Here is an 18,649-nt window from a genome sequence, read left to right as displayed (position 1 = left end):
CGCGCGGAAGCGGGAAGTGCGCCCGATGGTGGAAAGGGTGTGCCAAGCTGAGCTTCGAGGGCGTTGGCTAACTGTCGGCATCCTCTGCAGGCACACCCGCACACCGTCGAATCGGGAGGCCGTTCTCATGTCCGAAGCAGCCGATGACCTGTTCGCCCTGCCGGGGCTCAGCCGGTCCGCGCCGCGGTCCGGATTCCCCGCGCACGAGATGTTTCCTCAGGTCGCCTACGAGATCGTGCACGACGAACTGATGCTCGACGGCGTCTCCAGGATGAACCTGGCCACGTTCTGCACCACCTGGGTGGACGACCAGGCGCGCAGGCTGATGTCCGAATGCCTGGACAAGAACATCGTCGACAAGGACGAGTATCCGCAGACCGCCGAGCTGGAGCGCCGAGCCGTCCGGATGGTCGCCGATCTGTGGCACGCGCCGGATCCGGCCGTCACGCACGGCACCTCGACCACCGGATCCAGCGAGGCGGCCATGCTCGGCGGCTTGGCGGCGAAATTCCGCTGGCGCAAGCGCGGCGGCACGGGGACACCCAACTTCGTCTGTGGACCGGTGCAGGTGTGCTGGGAGAAATTCGCGCGCTATTTCGATGTCGAGATCCGCCAGATCCCGCTACGTGGCGAGCGGCTCACCATGCACCCTGACGACCTCGCCGAGTACTGCGACGCGAACACCATGATGGTCGTGCCCACCTTCGGGCAGACCTACACCGGCCTGTTCGAGGATGTGGCCGGGATCAGCGCGGCGCTCGATGCCTTGCAGCGCGAGAAGGGCCTGGACATCCCCATTCACGTCGACGCGGCCAGTGGCGGCTTCCTGGCCCCGTTCGCCGCACCGGATCTGGTCTGGGATTTCCGGCTGCCCAGGGTCAAGTCGATCAACGCCTCCGGCCACAAGACCGGGTTGGCCCCACTCGGCGCGGGCTGGGCGATCTGGCGCGAAGCCGGCGACCTGCCGGAGGAGTTGATCTTCGACGTCGACTACCTCGGCGGCAGCATGGCCACCTTCAACCTGAACTTCTCCCGGCCCGGCGGGCAGGCGATCACGCAGTACTACCAGTTCATCCGGCTGGGGCGCACCGGCTACGCGCGGGTGCAGTCCGCGATCTACCGCGCGGCGCAGCACTTGGCCGCGGGAGTGCGCGGGCTCGGGGTCTTCGAACTGATCCACGACGGCGACCCGCAACGCGGCATCACGGCGGTGTGCTGGCGCCTGACCGGCGATCCCGGCTTCAACCTCTACGACCTGTCCGACCGGCTGCGTTCCCGAGGCTGGCTGATCGCCGCCTATCCGCTGCCCGCCGACCGGAACGACGAGACGGTGATGCGGGCGGTGCTGCGCCACGGCTTCACCATCGACATGGCCGACCTGCTGCTCGCGGACCTCGACCGTTGCATGCGGCAGCTGCGGCAGCGGCCGTTCTCGACCTCGCTCACGCGCGCCGAGGCGGGCGGCTTCACACACGACGCTGCGCCCGCCGTAGCGAAGCCGTCGATCGCCGCGTCCTGACAGCGCCGCCGCCCGGCTACGCCATTCGCGGGCGGCGGCGCCGATCGGTCGCGCGAAGGCGGTCCCGACCGGCCGCGGGCGATGGAGCCGACCCACCGTCGCCCGCGGCGTCAGTCATGCGGCCCGAGCCGCCGCGAAGGGCTCCCACCGGTAGGTGGCGCCCACCGCACCGTGGAACAGCGCGAGGTCGACGGCGTCGAGCACGGCTTGGCGCGGACCGGACCGCCCCAGCTGTGCGGCGGACACGGCCAGCCGCAGCACCCCGCCGCGACGGGCGGTGCGCGCGGCGCCCATGATCAGGGCGCGGCACCACCACGGTTCCGCGCGGAAACCCTCGCCGATGCCGTACACCCTGGCCTTCTGCGCCGTGTTGCGCTCCAGGTCGACGATCGACGTGAGGCCGAGCGCCAGCCGGAAACCGGCTCCTGGCAGCGCCTCGAGCGCCCCCGTCGAGGCATCCCAGCGGGGAGCGGCGAACAGCCGGGTGCGCAGGTCGGCCTGCTCCAGCACCCGGTCCGCGGCGGTCAGCCGCAGCCGCGCCTCGTGTCCGGGCAGCGTGGCGAACTCGGCGCGCCGCCGCTTGGTGGCCGCCTGGTCGTAGCCGTGCAGCACGATCGCGTCGCCGCGAGCCCGCCTGCCGCGCAGCCAGGCCTGCGTCGCGGGATCCTCCAGCAGCCGGTATTTGCCCTTCAGCCGCGGCGCGACCAGCAGCGAGAGCGGCACGCCGCGCCGATCCATCTCTTCGGCGAATTCGATCGCCGTGTCCCGGGTGGTGTCCCTGATCCCGGAAATCGACACGATCAACTCAGCGTTCATGACCCCACGGTGCCAGCCGCACGTGTCCGTGATGTGCAGAGTGTATGACCACGTGGCGAACACTCCGCCACGCCTGTGCCGAGTGGTCGCCCCGCGGTCGGCGCGCCGATGCCAACCGATGGCGGGCGTCGGCGTGCCGGTGCGCTACGCGCCTGCGAGACCGAGCGTGTCCAGAATCCAAGCGTGCTCGAAGGCCACTTCCCGCCATTTCTCGTAGCGCCCGCTGACCCCGCCGTGGCCCGCGCTCATCTCCGTCTTCAGCAACAGCGGCGCATCACCGGTCGCGGTGGCGCGCAGCTTGGCGATCCACTTCGCGGGCTCGACGTAGAGCACGCGGGTGTCGTTCAGGCTGGTGATGGCCAGGATCGCCGGATAGTCCTTGGCTTCGACGTTCTCGTACGGCGAGTAGGACTTCATGTACGCGTAGACGTCCTCGTCGGCGAGCGGATTCCCCCATTCGTCCCACTCGATCACGGTGAGCGGGAGCGACGGATCGAGGATGGAGGTGAGCGGATCGACGAACGGGACGTTCGCCAGGATGCCCGTGAACAGTTCGGGAGCCAGGTTCGCCACCGCGCCGACCAGCAAGCCGCCCGCACTGCCGCCGTCGGCGATCAACCGGTCCGGGGCCGTGACCCCGGTGTCGACGAGATGCCGTGCGGCGGAGACGAAGTCGGTGAAGGTGTTCTTCTTGGTGAGCGTCTTGCCGTGCTCGTACCAGAGCCTGCCCATCTCGCCGCCGCCGCGCACGTGCGCGACCGCGAAGACCATGCCGCGATCCAGCAGCGACAATCGGGCAACCGAGAAGGACGGGTCGATGCTCGCCTCGTAGGAGCCGTAGCCGTACAGCAGCAGCGGCTTCGGCCCCTCGGCCGTCGTCTTCTTCCGCACGAGCGAGATCGGAATCCGGGTGCCGTCCTCGGCCACGGCCCAATCCCGGTGCTGCTCGTACTCGTTCGCGTCGTAGCCGCCGAGCACGGGCTGTTCCTTGCGCAGCAGCAGCTCACCGGTGACCGGGACGTAGTCGAACACCTGCATCGGCGTGATGAACGAGGTCACACCGATGCGCAGGGTCGGCTGCGCCCACTCCGGGTTGGAGCCGACGCCGACCGCGAAGAGTTCCAGATCGAAGTCGAGTTCCCGGCGCTCGCCGTAACCGGAGTCGGTCAGCGGCCACACCGCGATCCGGGTGAGCGCCTCGCGCCGGTAGCTGAGCACCAGGTGGTCGCGGAACGCGTCGATGTCCTCGAGCCGCACGTCCTCGCGATGGCCGATCAGCTGGGTGAGGTTCGACGGGTCGTCCACCGGCGCCTCGGCGAGCACGAAGTTCTCCGCCTTGACGCCGTCGACCACGTCGTTGTGCAGGATCAGGAAGCGGTGCTCGCCGCCGATCACCGCGTGCTCGGCGGAGTACTCGACGCCCTCGCGGCGCGGCAGCAGCACACGGAACTCGCCCTCGGGATCGTCGGACTCGAGGACCCAGCCCTCGCTGGTGATCTTGGAGCCGACCCAGATCATCAGGTATTTCTCCGAGCGGCTCGCGCCGATGCTGACCCAATAGCGCTCGTCGGGTTCGTGGAACACTTTGACGTCGGGATCGGTGGCGCCGAGCCGGTGCCGCCACACCGTATCGGGCCGCCACGACTCGTCGACGGTCTGGTAGAAGACGTGGCTACCGTCCAGCGACCAGGTCGCGCCCGGAGCGGTGCCCGCGATCTCGTCGCCGAGCAGTTCGCCGGTGCGCAGGTCCTTGAAGCGCAGCACGTACCGCTCGTCACCGACGTTGTCCACCGAGTAGGCGAGCAGCGTGCCGTCGTGGCTGATCGAGAACGCGCCGAGCGAGAAGAAATCGTGTCCTTCGGCCAGTTCGTTGCTGTCGAGCAGCACCTCTTCGCCCTGCACCTCGGTCTCGGCGTTCAGCTGCGGCGGAGTCCACGCGTCGATGCCTTCGGCGCTCGCCGCGATCGGGCACCGGCAGTGCACGCCGTACTGCTTGCCCTCGAAGCTGCGCGAGTAGTACCAGTAGTCGCCCAGCCGGGTTGGCACCGACAGATCGGTCTCCTGCGTGCGCGCTTTGATCTCGTCGAAGATCGTCTCGCGCAGCGTGCTCAGGTGCTCGGTCTGCGCCTCGGTGTAAGCGTTCTCCGCCTCCAGGTAGGCGATGACGTCGGGGTTGTCCTTGTCCCGCAGCCACTCGTACTCGTCGACGAACACGTCGCCGTGGTGCACCCGCTCGGTGGGCACCGTCTTGGCGACCGGCGGCGCCACCGCGCCGCTACCGGGTTCGGAGATCGTTCCGCTGTCGAGAGCCATGGCGTCCACCCTACTGTTCGGATGCCTCGCCGCCCGCCGCCTGGATGATGCCGTCGAGCACGTCACCGGTCCGGCGCAGATCGCGCATCGCCTGATCGATCCTGGCGCGCTCCTCGGTGAGCTTTTCCACCAGGAACGGCGTCGCCCTGGCGTTGGGCGTGCCGTCGACGTCGTGGATGCACGGCAGCAGTTCGCCGATCGTGTCGCTGCGCAGGCCGGCGGCGAACATCTGCTGGATGCGCCGGACGCGGTCGACCGCCGCCTCCGCGTACTCTCGCTGCCCGCCGGAGGTCCGCTCCGAAGCCAGTAGTCCCTTCGTCTCGTAGTACCGCAGCGACCGGACGCTCACGCCGGTCCGCTCGGCGAGTTCACCGATCCGCACCATCGCTCCTTGACCTAACATCAATGTCAGGTTTTACGGTACAGCCATGCTGCTGTTGACCGAATACCGCAACCACCCGCTCGACCTCCCCAACCGGATCGTCATGGCGCCGATGACCCGGCTGCGTTCGCTGCCCGACGGCTCGCCGACCGGCGACGTCGCCGCCTACTACGCCCAGCGCGCCACGGCGGGACTCATCGTCACCGAGGGCATCTGGCCGCATTCGACCGGCCAGAGCGAAGCGTGGGTGCCCGGCTTGCAGACGCCCGCGCACGTCGCGGCGTGGCGCCGGGTCACCGAGGCGGTGCACACGCGCGGCGGACGGATCTTCGCGCAGCTCATGCACGGCGGGCGCAAGGGTCATCCGCTCGCCCGGATCGATGGATCCTGGCCCGCCGGACCGTCGGCGGTGCTGGACGACGACAGAGTGCACCTGATCGACGGCGGCAAGGCCGATCCGATCACTCCCGCCGCACTCGATCACGCGGATATCGAGGCCACGATCGAGCACTACGCCGCCGCCGCGCGCAATGCCGTGGCAGCGGGCTTCGACGGCGTCGAGATCCACGGCGCGAACAGCTATCTGCTGCACCAATTCCTCGCCGACAACACCAACCTGCGCGACGACGAATACGGCGGTTCGATCGCCAACCGCATGCGGCTGCCCCTCGCGGTAGTGGACGCGGTGAGCGAGGCCATCGGCGCGCACCGCACCGCCATCCGGCTCTCGCCGGGCAATCCCCAGTTCAACATGTACGAGGCGGACCCGGCCCCGCTCTACCGCGCACTCGTCAGCGAGCTCGATCGGCGCGAGTTGGCCTACCTGCACCTGACCGACAACGACCGCTACCCGGCGCTGGCCGACCTGCGGCCGCGCTGGCACGGCACGCTCATCGCGAACATCGGCGAGAATCGCGAGCCGACCACGGCGGCGGGCGCGGAACAGGTGCTGCGCGCCGGTCACGCCGACCTGGTTTCCTTCGGCAGGCAGTTCATCTCGAATCCCGATCTCGTGCACCGCATTCGGCATGACCTGCCGCTGGCTCCCATCCGCGAGGAATACCTGTACGGCCGCACCGCCGAGGGCTACAGCGACTATCCGAACTGGACCGCGGCCGAACTGGTGCGCGACTGACTCGTCGCTACGGGAAACGCGGGCGCGGCCGATTCCTCGCGTCCCGCGAAAACCCGAGAGGCCGGGGCATCACCGCGCCGATCGATGACGCCTTGGCGATGATCGCCGACCATGAGCCGAGCGGCGGGCGAGCTCAGTCCAGCGCGCCGCGGATCGAGGAGGCCAGGTAGTCCAGATCCTCCCGCCGCGGACTGGTCGGGCGGCCGCGCAAGCCGAACCCGTCGCCCGGAGTACGCGGGATCACGTGCAAGTGGACGTGGAATACCTCTTGCCCGGCGGTAACTCCATCCGCCAGAAAAAAATTCACCCCGTCGCACCCCACCTCACTGGCCCGCAACGCCGCCGCAAGCCGCTGCCCCACCTGGAACAACTTCCCCCCGACGACCGGATCGAGCTCCGCCAGACTGCGCGCCGCCACCTTCGGCACCACCAGCAGATGCCCCGGCGTCATGGGCCGAATGTCCATGAACGCCAGAACATCGTCATCCTCGTAGACCTTGCTCGACGGCGCTCGCCCGGCAACGATATCGGCGAAAATCGTGTAGGGATTCACGACTCGCAGCCTATGCGGTCGTCTGTGTCTTCGTGCTACGCAATCCCTTCCGGTTCCCGCCCGCGCGACGAAGGATTTCGCCGCGAAAGGCGCAGTCCGCTAGAGGATCGGTGACGGCGAGTATCGGGCCGCGTCCGGGTACCGGTCGACGAGTTTCTGCACCTGGCCGATCACCTCGGCGACCTGGGCTTCGGCGGCGCCGACGAAGACGGACTTGTCGGACAGCGCCGCGTCGAGGGCGGGGCGGTCGAGCGGGAGGCGCGGGTCGGCGGCGAGGCGGTCCAGGAGGTCGGGTTCGCGACCCTGCTCGCGCATGGCCAAGGCGACCGCGACGGCGTGCTCCTTGATCACCTCGTGCGCGGTCTCGCGGCCGACACCGGTCCGGACGGCTGCCATGAGGATGCGGGTGGTGGCGAGGAACGGCAGGTACCGGTCCAGTTCGCGGGCGATCACCGCCGGGTAGGCGCCGAACTCGGCCAGCACGGTGAGGAAGGTCTCCATCATCCCGTCGATGGCGAAGAACGCGTCCGGCAGCGCGACGCGGCGGACCACCGAGCAGAACACGTCGCCCTCGTTCCACTGCGCACCGGCCAGCTCGGCCGCCATCGAGGCGTAACCGCGCAGCACCACTTGCAGACCGTTGACCCGTTCGCAGGAGCGGGTGTTCATCTTGTGCGGCATCGCCGAGCTGCCCACCTGCCCGGGCTGGAAACCCTCGGTGACCAGCTCGTGCCCGGCCATGAGCCGGATGGTGTGCGCGAACGAGGACGGGCCCGCGCCCACTTGCACCAGCGTGGACAGCACATCGTGATCCAGCGAGCGCGGGTAGACCTGGCCGACGCTGGTGAGCACGGTCGCGAAACCCAGGTGCCGGGCGACCTGCTGCTCCAGCCGGGCGAGCTTGGCCGGGTCGCCGCCGAGCAGGTCGAGCATGTCCTGCGCGGTGCCCATCGGGCCCTTGATCCCGCGCAGCGGGTAGCGGTCGATCAGCTCGCGCAGCCTGGTGAGCGCGATCAGCAATTCGTCGGCCGCAGAGGCGAACCGCTTGCCGAGGGTGGTGGCCTGCGCCGCGACGTTGTGCGAGCGGCCCGCCATCACCCACGCCTGGTATTCCGCGGCGCGCTCGGCCAGTCGCGCGGCAATCGCGACGCCGTGCGCGTGCACGTGCTCGAGCGAGAGCCGGATCTGCAGCTGCTCCACGTTCTCGGTGAGGTCGCGGCTGGTCATGCCCTTGTGCACGTGCTCGTGCCCGGCCAGCGCGTTGAACTCCTCGATGCGCGCCTTCACGTCGTGTCGGGTGACCCGCTCGCGTTCGGCGATGGAGGACAGATCCACCTCGTCGAGCGCCCGCTCGTAGTCGGCGATCACCCCGTCGGGCACGTCGACGCCCAGCTCGGCCTGTGCCCGCAGCACCTCCAGCCACAACCGCCGCTCGAGTACGACTTTGTGCTCCGGCGACCACAGATGCACCAGCCCGGGACTGGCGTAGCGGGTGGCGAGGACATTGGGGACGATGCTCACGTCCGGTCAGTCTAGTGCTCGGTAACGATCCACTTGCTGGGGCGTGGCACGCACGGGGCTGTCCGCGGCCGCGTAGGCCGCCGCCTCCGGAGGCGCCGACCGCGCCGGGGGCGCGACGATGTCGATCACTTCCAGTAGCGCGCCGCGAGCCATCCGCCGGGGCTCCGGGTCCATCTCGGTGAGCGCGGCGACCACGGCTCCGTCCACCACCGCGACGAGTCGGCGCAACTGTTCCGGCCGCACCATCCGGTCGGATCGGCGCAGCACGTCGGCCAGCAGCTCGTCCAGCTGGGCCCGCAGCCGTAGCTGGACTTCGCGTAGCTCCGGGTGCCGCGCCGACGCGACCGATCGCTCGTAGCGGGCGATGAGCTGCCCGCGCGCGCCCTCGTCGGCCCCGTCGCTGCCCACCAGCAGGTCGAGCACAAGGTCGACGGTGGCCTCCGCGCCGCGGCGGCGGTGGCTCACCTCGCCGACGCGCCTGCGCATCGCGTCCAACTCGGCGTTGCCGCTGAACTCGACCGCTCGCGCGATGAGGTCGTCCAGCGATTCGAAGTAGTAGGTGGTCGACGCCAGAGGCAGATCAGCGCGCGTCGCAACCGAACGATGCCGCACCGCCTCGAATCCGCCTTCGAGCAACAGCTCGGCAGCGGCGGCTATCAAAGCCTGGCGACGCCGTTCGCCTTTCGGGGTCGTCGCGGTGATCACCGTGCCATCGTGCCAGTCGTCATCAGTTCTTCCAGGGGAAATCAGCGAGGAAAAGCAACCATCGTTGTTTTACCGCATCCGCGCGGCCGGGGTGCCGAACTGCGAAAAGTTCTTGCCGGGCAAAGCTTTCAAACGCGTAGATAGTGCCCTAGACGCAGCAGCGCCGCCTCGATGTCGGCGGTGGCTCCGGCAAACGAGAAACGTACCGTTCGGTGTCCGTTGACGGTGTCGAAATCCACTCCCGGTGCGAGCGCGACGCCGGTGTGGTTCAGCACGTCGGCGCACCAGGCGCGGGAGTCGTCGGTGAGGTGGCCGATGTCGGCGTAGGCATAGAAGGCGCCGTCGGCCGGGGCCAGGTCGGTGATGCCCAGTTTCGGCAGTCCGTCCAGCAGCAACCTGCGGTTCACCGCGTACCGGCGGACGTGCCCGTCGAGTTCCGCCTTGGCCTCCGCGCCGAACGCGTGCAGCGCCGCGTACTGCGAGATCGCGGGCGGGCACACCGTCAGGTTCGAGGCCAGGCGCTGCAACGCGGGGCGCAACCCGCTCGGCACCAGCATCCAGCCCAGCCGCCAACCCGTCATGGAGAAGTACTTGGAGACCGAGCCGATCACCACCGCTTCCCGCGACGTTTCCCACGCCGACGAGGTCGCGCTGTCGGCCCCCGTGTCATAGGTGATGCCGTGGTAGATCTCGTCGGAAATCAGCAGCGTGCCGTGCTCCTCGCACCAGCGGGCCAGCGCCGCGAGCTCCGCCGGGGCGATCATGGTGCCGGTGGGGTTGGCAGGGCTGGCCACCACCAGACCGGCGGGCGGCTCCGGAAGCGCTTCGAGCATGGCGACGGTGGGCTGGAACCTGGTCTGCGCGCCGCAGTCCAGCTCCAGCACGCGGCAGCCGAGCGCGGCGAGCGTGTTGCGGTAGGCCGGATAGCCCGGACGCGCGACCACGACGGTGTCGCCGGGGTCGAACGCGGCAAGGAAGATCAGCGAGAAGGCGCCGGACGAGCCGGTCGTCACGACGACGTCGTCCGGATCGACCTGATAACCGTAGGTCTCCCGATGATGTTCGGCGATCGCTTCCCGAATCGCCAGGATGCCGAAAGTCTCGGTATAGCCCAGCAATTCGGACTGAATGGCCAGTTGGGTCGCGCGCAGCACCGGCGCGGGCGCAGGCGTCGACGGCTGCCCCGCCGCGAGTACGAGCACATCACCGTGCGTCCGGGCGCGTTCCGCGGCGGCTTTCCACACATCCATCACGTAGAAAGGTGGAATGGTCGACCGGCGAGATTCTCTGGACACTCGACAGACGGTAGAGCACGCTTCACCGCGCAGTCGCGGTTATGGTCTACCCGATGCTCGATAAGTCTCGACGAGACGGACTCGACCGAGTGCGCGGAGTAGCCGGCATAGGCGTCATTCCGCGCGACTGGCGTGCGCGCCTACCGCGACGTTCCCGACCTCGACTTTTCGGGAGACTCGATCCGCGCGTGCTGTGGGCGCGCCGCCGCCACCTGCGGGCCTGGTGGCGGCGCAGGCCGGATCCCCGTGACCTGTGGCGCCGCAAACCCAGCGGCGAGGCGTTGCTCGGACTGGCGCGCAAGCACAAGGTGCTGCTCGGCGGGCTCGCGGCGACCGCGGTGTTCGCCGCGAGCGACATGTCGTTCGCCGGGACGGTCACCGATCGCACGCCCGCGCCGGACGCCGCCCAGCTCGTCGCCGTCGCATATCCACCGCAGATGCAGAACACTCCGCCCTCGGTGACCAGGTTGCTGAACGCCATCGCCAACGGTGAGCGGCTGCGCGAACAGGCGGTGGTCGCGGCCGCCGCACGCGCGACCCTCGAACGCGCGAAGGCCGAGGCCGCCGCCGCCGTCGCCGGTGAGCAGCAGCCGTGGATGACCGGAACCGCACCGGTGCAGCCCGGGGCGACGCTGCCGGGCGGCCGGGGCTTCGTTCTACCCGCCCACGGCGTCTTCACCTCCGGCTTCGGCTCGCGCTGGGGCACGTTCCACAACGGCATCGACATCGCGGGCCCGATCGGCACCCCGATCTACGCGGTCGCCGACGGCACCGTCATCGACGCGGGACCGGCGCAGGGCTTCGGCCTGTGGGTGCGAATCCGCCACGATGACGGCAGCATCACCGTCTACGGGCACATGTACGACTTCTTCGTCTCGGTCGGCGAGCGGGTGCCCGCGGGGATGCAGATCGCCCGCATGGGCAACCGAGGCGACTCGACGGGGCCGCACCTGCACTTCGAGGTGATCGTCGGCGGACAGCACGTGGACCCGCAGCAGTGGCTGGCGGTGCGCGGACTCACGTTCGGCTGAACCGCGACGCACCCGGTGGCTCGAGCGGCATCGGGGCACGCGCAACCGTCGGCACAGGAGCGGTTCCCACGCACCTGCGGCGAGGACCGGCGCTGCGCTGGTGTGGACGACGGTCGGCCACGTAGCGGCATAGGAGATCGACGCCGCGGACCAGGCCCCGACCAGTAGCAGGCTCAGCAGTTCGAGCCCCATACTGCCGTCTGCTGGGCGGCTATCAGGGCCTGCACCGACCGAGCCGGTTCGACCCCGATCCACTGCCTCTGCTGTACGGCGACCAGGGCGGCTGCACCGACCGAGCCGGTTCGACCCCGATCCGTCGGCTCTGCTGTACGGCGACCAGGGCGGCTGCACCGACCGGACCGGTTCGACCCCGATCCACTGCCTCTGCTGCGCGGCGACCAGCGCCTGCACCGACCGGACCGGTTCGACCCCGATCCACTGCCTCTGCTGTACGGCGACCAGCGCCTGCACCGACCGAGCCGGTTCGACCCCGATCCGTCGGCTCTGCTGCGCGGCCATCAAGGCCTGCACCGACCGAGCCGCCCGCTCAGACCTCGATGCGGTTCTCGACGGCGGCCAAGCCGATATCCGTGCGGTAGTGGCTGCCCGGCAGTTTGATCGCGGCGATGCGGTCGTAGGCGCGAGCGCGGGCCTCGGAAAGGTCGGCGCCGACGCCGACCACGTTCAGCACCCGTCCGCCCGCGGAGAGCAGGGCGCCGTCTTCGCGCTGCGTGGTGCCTGCGTGCAGCACCGTCGCGTTCTCGTCGGACGCGCCCTCGCCCGCGCCGGAGATCGCGTCGCCGAGACGCGGACGCCCCGGGTAGTTCTCCGCGGCGAGCACCACGGTGATCGCGGAGCCGTCGCGCCAGCGCGGCGGGGCGACCTGCGCCAGCGTGCCGGTGGCGGTGGCGTGCAGCAGTTCGCCGAGCGGGCTTTCCAGCAACGCGAGCACCGCCTGCGTCTCGGGATCGCCGAAGCGGCAATTGAATTCGACCACGGCGGGTCCGGCCGCGCCGATCGCCAGCCCCGCGTAGAGCAGGCCGGAGAAGCCGCTGCCGCGCCGCACCAACTCGGCGGCAACGGGTTTCACCACGTCGTCGACGATCGCGGTGACGGTCTGCGCGGGCAGCCAGGGCAGCGGCGTATACGCGCCCATGCCGCCGGTATTGGGGCCGGTATCGCCGTCACCGACGCGTTTGTGGTCCTGCGCGGGCAGTAGCGGAACCACCGTCTCGCCGTCGACCAGGCAGAACAGCGAAACTTCCGGTCCGTCCAAGAACGATTCCAGCAGCACGGGGTGGCCTTGTTCGAGCAGTTCGGCCCCGTGCTCGCGCGCGGCGGAGCGGTCGGCGGTCACCACCACGCCCTTCCCCGCCGCGAGTCCGTCGTCCTTCACCACCCAGGTAGGACCGAAACGGTCCAGCGCGTCGTCCAGCTCGGCCGGGTTGTCCACCACCTCGCTGTGCGCGGTGCGCACGCCCGCGGCGGCCATCACATCCTTGGCGAACGCCTTGGAGCCTTCGATCCGGGCGGCCGCGGCCGACGGGCCGAAGCACGGGATGCCCGCCACCCGCACCGCGTCGGCGACGCCGAGCACCAGCGGGACCTCGGGGCCGATCACCACCAGGTCGGCGTCCACCTCGGTGGCCAGCGCGACCACGTCCTCGGCGGCGCACGGGTCGACCGGGCGGACCTGCGCGTGCTGGGCGATCCCGGCGTTACCGGGGGCGGCGAAGAGCGCGGTCACCGCGGGGTCCCGGCGCAGCGCCAGGACGAGGGCATGTTCACGGGCTCCGGAACCGATGACGAGTACACGCACGGCAGACAGCCTAAACGAGCCGTTCGGCGTCTTCGCCGCTGCCGGTGCGCGCGGAGGGGATGATGAAAGGGGACAACGGATGTGGGGCGTGACACGGCCCACACCGACCACTGTCGTCCTTTCCGGCACGAGCGGGGGCCTGACCACTCGTGCCGCCGGAGCATCCGAAGGAAGTGCTGAGATGGGTCTGATCGACGGACTGATGGGCAACGCCGGCCGGATCGATCCGGGACAGGCGCAACAGGAGTACGCCAAGCTCCTCGGCAACGGCGAACAGGTCTACGCCGCGTACCTGCTGGTCCGCGACGCGATGCTGTTCACGAACCGCCGCCTGATCCTCATCGACAAGCAGGGCGTCACCGGCCGCAAGGTGAGCTACCACAGCGTTCCCTATCGCGCGATCACCCACTTCTCGGTGGAGACCGCAGGCACCTTCGATCTGGACGCGGAGCTGGCCATCTGGATCTCGGGCAGCGACGAGCCGCTGCTGAAGCGGTTCAACCGGCAGGTGGACATCTACGAGGTGCAGGGCATCCTGTCGCATTTCGTCGCGGTGTAGCGCGGGGCGGTCCGGCGCTTTGGGCACACGGGCCGGTCTACGCTGCGGGACATGGCTTCTGTCTTCAGCGCGATCATCGCCGGTCAGCTCCCGGGCCGTTTCGTCTGGGAGGACGACGAGTTCGTCGGTTTCCTCACCATCGCCCCGGTCACTCCCGGTCACACCCTCGTGGTGCCCCGCAAGGAGATCGACCACTGGCAGGACATCGACGCCGACACCCTCGCCCGGCTGACCGCCGTCGCACAGAAGATCGGCCAGGCCGTGCGCGCGGCCTGGGACGCGCCGCGCGCCGGTCTGCTGATCGCCGGTCTGGAAGTGCCGCATTTGCACGTCCACGTGTTCCCGGCCTTCTCGCTGGGTGACTTCGACATCTCCGGCGCCGACCCGAACCCGAGTCCGGAGTCCCTGGACGAGGCCCAGGCCAAGATCAAGCAGGCGCTGCGCGACCTCGGCCACGGCGACAACGTCCCAGGCTGATCCGCCTCTCCGGGTATTCAGGCCGTACTGGTCGGGTGGTGCGTGATTTGCGTTCAGGTCCTGCGTTGCGTGCCACGTAGGTTCTGGGAGTACCCGGTGAGTTACCCATGTTCGTACGAGATCAGTCGTCGCCTCGGTTTTGGTAAGGGCCGACCGCTCGTCGCGGTCGACCCTTACCTTTCTCTATCTATCGGTCAGCTCGCGACGTCGTGCAAGGGTGTATCGACTCCGCCGATCGCGACCGTGGCCAGGGTTTGGCTCGGGGTCCAGTAGATCCGGCCGTGCTCGAAGTCCTGGTAGGTACCCGTGTCCCAGGGGATCTCGTCGGTCGTCGGCCAGCCCAGCGGGCCGGTCTGGTAGCCCGAGCGGTTCCAGCGGTCGCGGATCGCGCCGTGCACCCAGCACACGCTGTCGCTCGATTGGCGCCGGTAGAGCGCTCCGCCTTGGAAGCCTTGCACCTCACCGGTCGTCTGGCCGTCCGCCCCGCGCATGACGGTGCGGTCGGTGATCGGATAGCCGAGCGGGCCTGCCTCCCAACCCAATGCTTCGAACTTTCCCCACAGCGTCTCCGGGATGGCGTGCGCGCCGGTGTCCGGATGCCAATAGATGTACCCGTGCTCGAACTGGGCGAAGCGCCCCGCGCCGTCGGGTGTCGCGATCTCCCCTGCGGTGATCCGCGTACCGAGCCACGGATTCGCCGCCGCGCAATCGTTGATCGCGTTCGGCTCCGACCCGCTCGGCTCGCCGGTGGCGAAGCCGCGCACGTCGTCGGCGAACACGTCCCACGGGAAATTCGGTCCCACATCGGTGTGCGTTCCGATGCCGAGACACTCGGTGACGTACTTGTGGTCGGAAATGCCCTGGCGCCGCTGGTAGGGCGGCTTGATGACATACGTGTCGAAGCCGTATTTGCGCGCGTCCTGCACCGCGAGCCAGGCCGCGATGCGGATATCGTCGCGGATGCGCAGCCAGTCGTTCCGGCTCCACGCGACGCGGCTGCCCGCGAAGCAGAGGTTGATGGTGAACGAGTTCGCGTCCAGCACCGACCAGCTGGCCAGGTCGGTGTCGACCACGTCGACCACCACGCCATCGCGGACGGTGTAGTGGTAGCTCACGCCGTTCGCCGGATTGTTCAGATAGTTGGCCAGGCTCTCGGCGGTTCCGTTGCCTTCCTGGGTATGCAGCAGGAAGTTCTCGACGCGCGCACCGTGGCGGCTGGACGCGGAGTCACCCATCCGGTCCAATTCGACGTAATCGGGCTTCTGCATTGTTCCCCCTGAGTTCGGATTCGCCTTCGACCATTGGCCGTAGTCGGCGGCGAGGACTTTGTCGACATCCACGACGACGCCGCCGACCCGGTCGGCGTCGATGCGGATCTGATGGAGGTGCGCGGCGGGATGGTCGCCGTTGATCGAGGAATCACCGGACCAGTTGTGTTGCCAGAACCACGTGGCGACGCCGTCCTCGAGCGCCCAGTCGATGCACCGGGCGTTGCCGTACATGCCGGTCCATTCCAGACCGACGACCGATGCCCAGCCCCGGAGAAACGGCGCGATCAGCGAATTCCACTCGTCCAGCGACGGATTCGCGTCAACGGGGGCATACAGCGGGCGGGAATCCGGCCCGCCGGCCGCGCGGTGGTAACCGAGCGCGATCCGCGCGTGGCGCACGCCCGCGTCGTAACCGCCTTTCCAGTCCGACGTCTCCCCCTTGCCGTACTGGTAATTGGTGACTATCTCGAGCCCGATGGCGCGTAATCGGTCGCAGTATTCCCGCCGCAGCGGCTTCGCACCGAAATTCGTGCCAGGACGGGAATCGCTGAAGTAGCCTATGACGCCCGTGTATCCAGCGTCTTTGATCGCTTGCGGCTCGATGAGCGCGGCGGAGAAGTCGATCAGCTCAGTCATCGCGCGCCCCCTTGGTCGTACGAGCCCGCGCAACGGTCGGCGGCAACGCGTTGTATTCGTACATCTGAAGCAACTTTCGGCAGATGGAGAACCCGACAGAGCTAGAGTCACCCGAATGTGCGCGAAGTATGCCGAGATGTCCCGTTTGTGGCCCATCCGGTGTTTGCGCGTGACCTGAACACGCTCGTCACGAGAAATATTTGCGCACACCAGACTACAAACGGACTCATAGCGGGAAACATGCTCGGCAGTCGGTAATCAGATTTGCCAACTGTTTGCTATCACTCTCGAACTGGTCAGCCGTTTGCGCTGAGCACTCGGGAGCAGGCAAGGATGACGAATTCTTCACCGCAGCCACCGAATTCGAATCGGCGCGTTCGGCGGCAGGTCTTCCGCGGCCACCGCGATCGTTCCCTCTGGCCGCGCCACAGCCCGCAGATCGTCCAACTGGCAGCGCAAGCGGTGCGCCCGGTCCGCCTCGGCTCTCGCCTGCCGCGACCGTGACGCCCTCTCGGAGACTCCCGAAAGCGCCCGGCCCGACCGAATCACGCAGCCGAACTCGAGCCGGAGACGACCGCGACAGCGACGAGCGGTGTCGGGGCCGCCGATCGAATCGAGCGGCATCCTGCCCGGCAGAGACCTCACGGGCTGCAACCACAGAGGTGCCGAATGGTGTCCCGGTCACTATTGAACTGACGACCGCTCGCTTACAAGGCCACGGCCTCTACCACTGAGCTGCAGACGCGCAGCGGCTGAACGGAGCCCCCTGTCAGGATTGAACTGACGACCGCTCGCTTACAACATCGAGCACGGCCTCTACCACTGAGCTACAGACGCGCAGCGGCTGAACGGAGCCCCCTGTCAGGATTGAACTGACGACCGCTCGCTTACAACATCGAGCACGGCCTCTACCACTGAGCTACAGACGCGCAGCGGCTGGACGGAGCCCCCTGTCAGGATTGAACTGACGACCGCTCGCTTACAAGGCGAGTGCTCTACCACTGAGCTAAGGAGGCGGGAAAGCGGTTGTCATCATAGCCCGGTACGCCGTCCGCATCACAACGGAATCCGCGTTCGGCACCGAACGCGACCGTACCGGCCCGACAACCGCTTTCGAGCGAAGCGAGATCGAGCATGTGCCGTTCGCGGCCCAGCTCATAGCCGAGTGGCCGCCGCGTCCGCGACGAAGTCGCGAGCGGCGGTCACTCGGACGGGAGCCGTCAAGGAGTCACGAACACGCCGCGCCGGAGGCGCGGCAGATCAGACAGAGCCCTGACGAGCCGCGTCGTCCGCGGCCATGGCGTCGCGCAGGCTCTTCGGACGCATGTCGGTCCAGTTCTTCTCCACGTACTCGACGCAGGCGGCGCGGCTGTCCTCACCGAACACGACTCGCCATCCGGCTGGAACCTCTGCGAAGGCCGGCCACAGGGAATGCTGTTCCTCGTCGTTGACCAGGACGAAGAAGCGGCCGTCTTCATCATCGAAGGGGTTGGTGCTCAATTTCACCTCACTGGATACTGGCGCTATGTACGGGATCGCTCCTGGTTCGCACGGTGCCGGGTTGCTTCCAACCTCTGGCGCCGACAGACCCGAGCGTTGTTTCGACACTAGCAAGCAAGACGTTACGCCTGGGCGGTTACCTATGCCCGCACCTCGGCCGACTCGCAATCAGGACGCAAAGAAGTCCAGGAGAATCTTGTTCACCGCCTCCGGCCGCTCCAAATATCCGAAATGCCCGGCGTCCGGTACCTCCTGGTACCGCGCACCCGGAATGACCTCGGCGATCTCCCTGGACAGATACGGCGGAATCATCCGGTCGTCGGCGAATCCGACCGAAAGACATGGCACCCGGATCGCCCGGTAGGCCTGCACCCGGTCGAAATCGTGATCCATCCTGCGCTGGGCGCGAATGCCTGGCGAGACCGGCCCGCCGGTGAACTCGAACAGGTCGAGCCAGTCGCGCGCGGCGTTCGGCTCGGCCATGGTCGCAGGCGAGAGATTCATGACCGCGGTGATCGCCGCCTCGTATTTCGGCGGCAGTGTCACCCCGCCCGCGTCGAGTTCGTGTTCACCGAGCGAGAGCGTCTTCTGGAACTGGTCCAGCCGCCCGTGCCCGGCCATGAACACGGCCTTGCGGACCAGGTCGGGGCGGGCCAGTGCCAACTCCTGCGCCACACGCGCCCCCATCGAGGTGCCCACCACCAGCGCCGGGCCCTCGTCCAGGAATTCGATCAGGGCGGCGGTGTCGGCGGCCAGCTCGTCGATGGTCATGCCGGAGGCGGCCTCGAAGGACGGCGCGATCCCGCGGTTGTCGAACGTGCACACCCGGTAACCGGCCGCGACCAGGGCCGGAACCTGGTGCAGCTCCCACACCCGGCCGGGACTGCCGGTGCCCATGATCATGACCACCAGCGGCGCGGAGCCCTTGGCGCGGTCACCCTTCACCTGATAGTTGAGGGAAATCCCGTTCACCGTGGCCAGCGGCATGTCGACCCTTTCGTGGAGTTGGTGCTGCGCTCCCCACGGTATAGGGACCAGCGAGGAAGGCACGTCGACCGGGGTGTCCTGGCGGCGCGCGCCGCCATTGCGCCAGCGCCCCGGCGGGCGCGCCTCCCAG

The 18,649-nt window shown here is 68.5% G+C and carries 16 protein-coding genes and 1 tRNA gene; 5 read left to right on the top strand and 12 right to left on the bottom strand.

The window, feature by feature from the left end:
• Window positions 1-127 precede the first annotated feature (127 nt).
• Complete coding sequence (locus ACL03I_RS04945) at window positions 128-1,519, top strand: glutamate decarboxylase (protein ID WP_412805221.1); 1,392 nt, start codon at window positions 128-130, stop codon at window positions 1,517-1,519.
• A gap of 114 nt (window positions 1,520-1,633) precedes the next feature.
• On the opposite strand, the gene ACL03I_RS04940 is transcribed toward ACL03I_RS04945, so the two are convergent.
• The 3 genes from ACL03I_RS04940 to ACL03I_RS04930 all read right to left on the bottom strand — a co-directional run bounded on the left by ACL03I_RS04940 (window position 1,634) and on the right by ACL03I_RS04930 (window position 5,030).
• Window positions 1,634-2,335 carry a DUF2334 domain-containing protein gene (locus ACL03I_RS04940; protein ID WP_412805220.1) on the bottom strand — a complete coding sequence of 234 codons (702 nt, stop codon included), beginning with the start codon at window positions 2,333-2,335 and terminating at the stop codon, window positions 1,634-1,636.
• Window positions 2,336-2,479: 144 nt separating this feature from the next.
• Window positions 2,480-4,648: a S9 family peptidase gene (locus ACL03I_RS04935; protein ID WP_412805219.1), complete on the bottom strand. Its 2,169-nt coding sequence runs from the start codon at window positions 4,646-4,648 to the stop codon at window positions 2,480-2,482.
• Between the two features lie 10 nt (window positions 4,649-4,658).
• Window positions 4,659-5,030: a MerR family transcriptional regulator gene (locus tag ACL03I_RS04930; protein ID WP_412805365.1), complete on the bottom strand. Its 372-nt coding sequence runs from the start codon at window positions 5,028-5,030 to the stop codon at window positions 4,659-4,661.
• A gap of 46 nt (window positions 5,031-5,076) precedes the next feature.
• Here ACL03I_RS04930 and ACL03I_RS04925 point away from each other — a divergent pair, with 46 nt between their 5' ends.
• Window positions 5,077-6,165, top strand: a complete 1,089-nt coding sequence (locus ACL03I_RS04925; RefSeq protein WP_412805218.1) for an alkene reductase — start codon at window positions 5,077-5,079, stop codon at window positions 6,163-6,165.
• 133 nt (window positions 6,166-6,298) lie between these two features.
• On the opposite strand, the gene ACL03I_RS04920 is transcribed toward ACL03I_RS04925, so the two are convergent.
• The 4 genes from ACL03I_RS04920 to ACL03I_RS04905 all read right to left on the bottom strand — a co-directional run bounded on the left by ACL03I_RS04920 (window position 6,299) and on the right by ACL03I_RS04905 (window position 10,239).
• Window positions 6,299-6,718 carry an HIT family protein gene (locus ACL03I_RS04920; protein ID WP_355076930.1) on the bottom strand — a complete coding sequence of 140 codons (420 nt, stop codon included), beginning with the start codon at window positions 6,716-6,718 and terminating at the stop codon, window positions 6,299-6,301.
• A 99-nt stretch (window positions 6,719-6,817) separates the two neighbouring features.
• Window positions 6,818-8,239 carry an adenylosuccinate lyase gene (purB, locus tag ACL03I_RS04915; protein ID WP_412805217.1) on the bottom strand — a complete coding sequence of 474 codons (1,422 nt, stop codon included), beginning with the start codon at window positions 8,237-8,239 and terminating at the stop codon, window positions 6,818-6,820.
• Window positions 8,240-8,245: 6 nt separating this feature from the next.
• A complete protein-coding gene (locus ACL03I_RS04910) occupies window positions 8,246-8,944 on the bottom strand; it encodes a TetR/AcrR family transcriptional regulator (protein WP_355076926.1) in 699 nt (232 codons plus the stop codon).
• A gap of 128 nt (window positions 8,945-9,072) precedes the next feature.
• Window positions 9,073-10,239, bottom strand: coding sequence for a pyridoxal phosphate-dependent aminotransferase (locus tag ACL03I_RS04905; protein ID WP_355076924.1), 1,167 nt, complete (start codon window positions 10,237-10,239; stop codon window positions 9,073-9,075).
• Between the two features lie 53 nt (window positions 10,240-10,292).
• On the opposite strand from ACL03I_RS04905, the gene ACL03I_RS04900 reads away from it, so the two are divergent.
• Window positions 10,293-11,270 carry a M23 family metallopeptidase gene (locus ACL03I_RS04900; protein WP_412805216.1) on the top strand — a complete coding sequence of 326 codons (978 nt, stop codon included), beginning with the start codon at window positions 10,293-10,295 and terminating at the stop codon, window positions 11,268-11,270.
• Between the two features lie 547 nt (window positions 11,271-11,817).
• Here the strand turns inward: ACL03I_RS04900 and purD are convergent.
• Window positions 11,818-13,089 carry a phosphoribosylamine--glycine ligase gene (gene purD / locus ACL03I_RS04895; RefSeq protein WP_412805215.1) on the bottom strand — a complete coding sequence of 424 codons (1,272 nt, stop codon included), beginning with the start codon at window positions 13,087-13,089 and terminating at the stop codon, window positions 11,818-11,820.
• A gap of 181 nt (window positions 13,090-13,270) precedes the next feature.
• Between purD and ACL03I_RS04890 the strand changes: the two genes are divergently transcribed.
• On the top strand, window positions 13,271-13,648 hold the full coding sequence (locus ACL03I_RS04890) for a PH domain-containing protein (protein WP_067795076.1): 378 nt from the start codon (window positions 13,271-13,273) through the stop codon (window positions 13,646-13,648).
• Between the two features lie 51 nt (window positions 13,649-13,699).
• Window positions 13,700-14,125, top strand: coding sequence for an HIT family protein (locus ACL03I_RS04885; RefSeq protein WP_356963645.1), 426 nt, complete (start codon window positions 13,700-13,702; stop codon window positions 14,123-14,125).
• Window positions 14,126-14,319: 194 nt separating this feature from the next.
• Here the strand turns inward: ACL03I_RS04885 and ACL03I_RS04880 are convergent, their stop codons facing one another.
• The 4 genes from ACL03I_RS04880 to ACL03I_RS04865 all read right to left on the bottom strand — a co-directional run bounded on the left by ACL03I_RS04880 (window position 14,320) and on the right by ACL03I_RS04865 (window position 18,519).
• Complete coding sequence (locus tag ACL03I_RS04880) at window positions 14,320-16,032, bottom strand: glycoside hydrolase domain-containing protein (protein WP_412805214.1); 1,713 nt, start codon at window positions 16,030-16,032, stop codon at window positions 14,320-14,322.
• Between the two features lie 944 nt (window positions 16,033-16,976).
• Window positions 16,977-17,048 (bottom strand) — tRNA-Thr (locus ACL03I_RS04875).
• A 244-nt stretch (window positions 17,049-17,292) separates the two neighbouring features.
• Window positions 17,293-17,532 (bottom strand): MbtH family protein, encoded by a 240-nt coding sequence (locus ACL03I_RS04870; RefSeq protein WP_067795192.1) that lies wholly within the window; start codon window positions 17,530-17,532, stop codon window positions 17,293-17,295.
• Window positions 17,533-17,700: 168 nt separating this feature from the next.
• Entirely contained in the window at window positions 17,701-18,519 is an 819-nt protein-coding gene (locus ACL03I_RS04865) for an alpha/beta fold hydrolase (protein WP_355077054.1), read from the bottom strand.
• Window positions 18,520-18,649: the final 130 nt, after the last annotated feature.

It is taken from the genome of Nocardia sichangensis (assembly GCF_047200615.1).
GTDB lineage: Bacteria > Actinomycetota > Actinomycetes > Mycobacteriales > Mycobacteriaceae > Nocardia > Nocardia sichangensis.
This window is presented reverse-complemented; position numbering and strand designations above follow the sequence as displayed.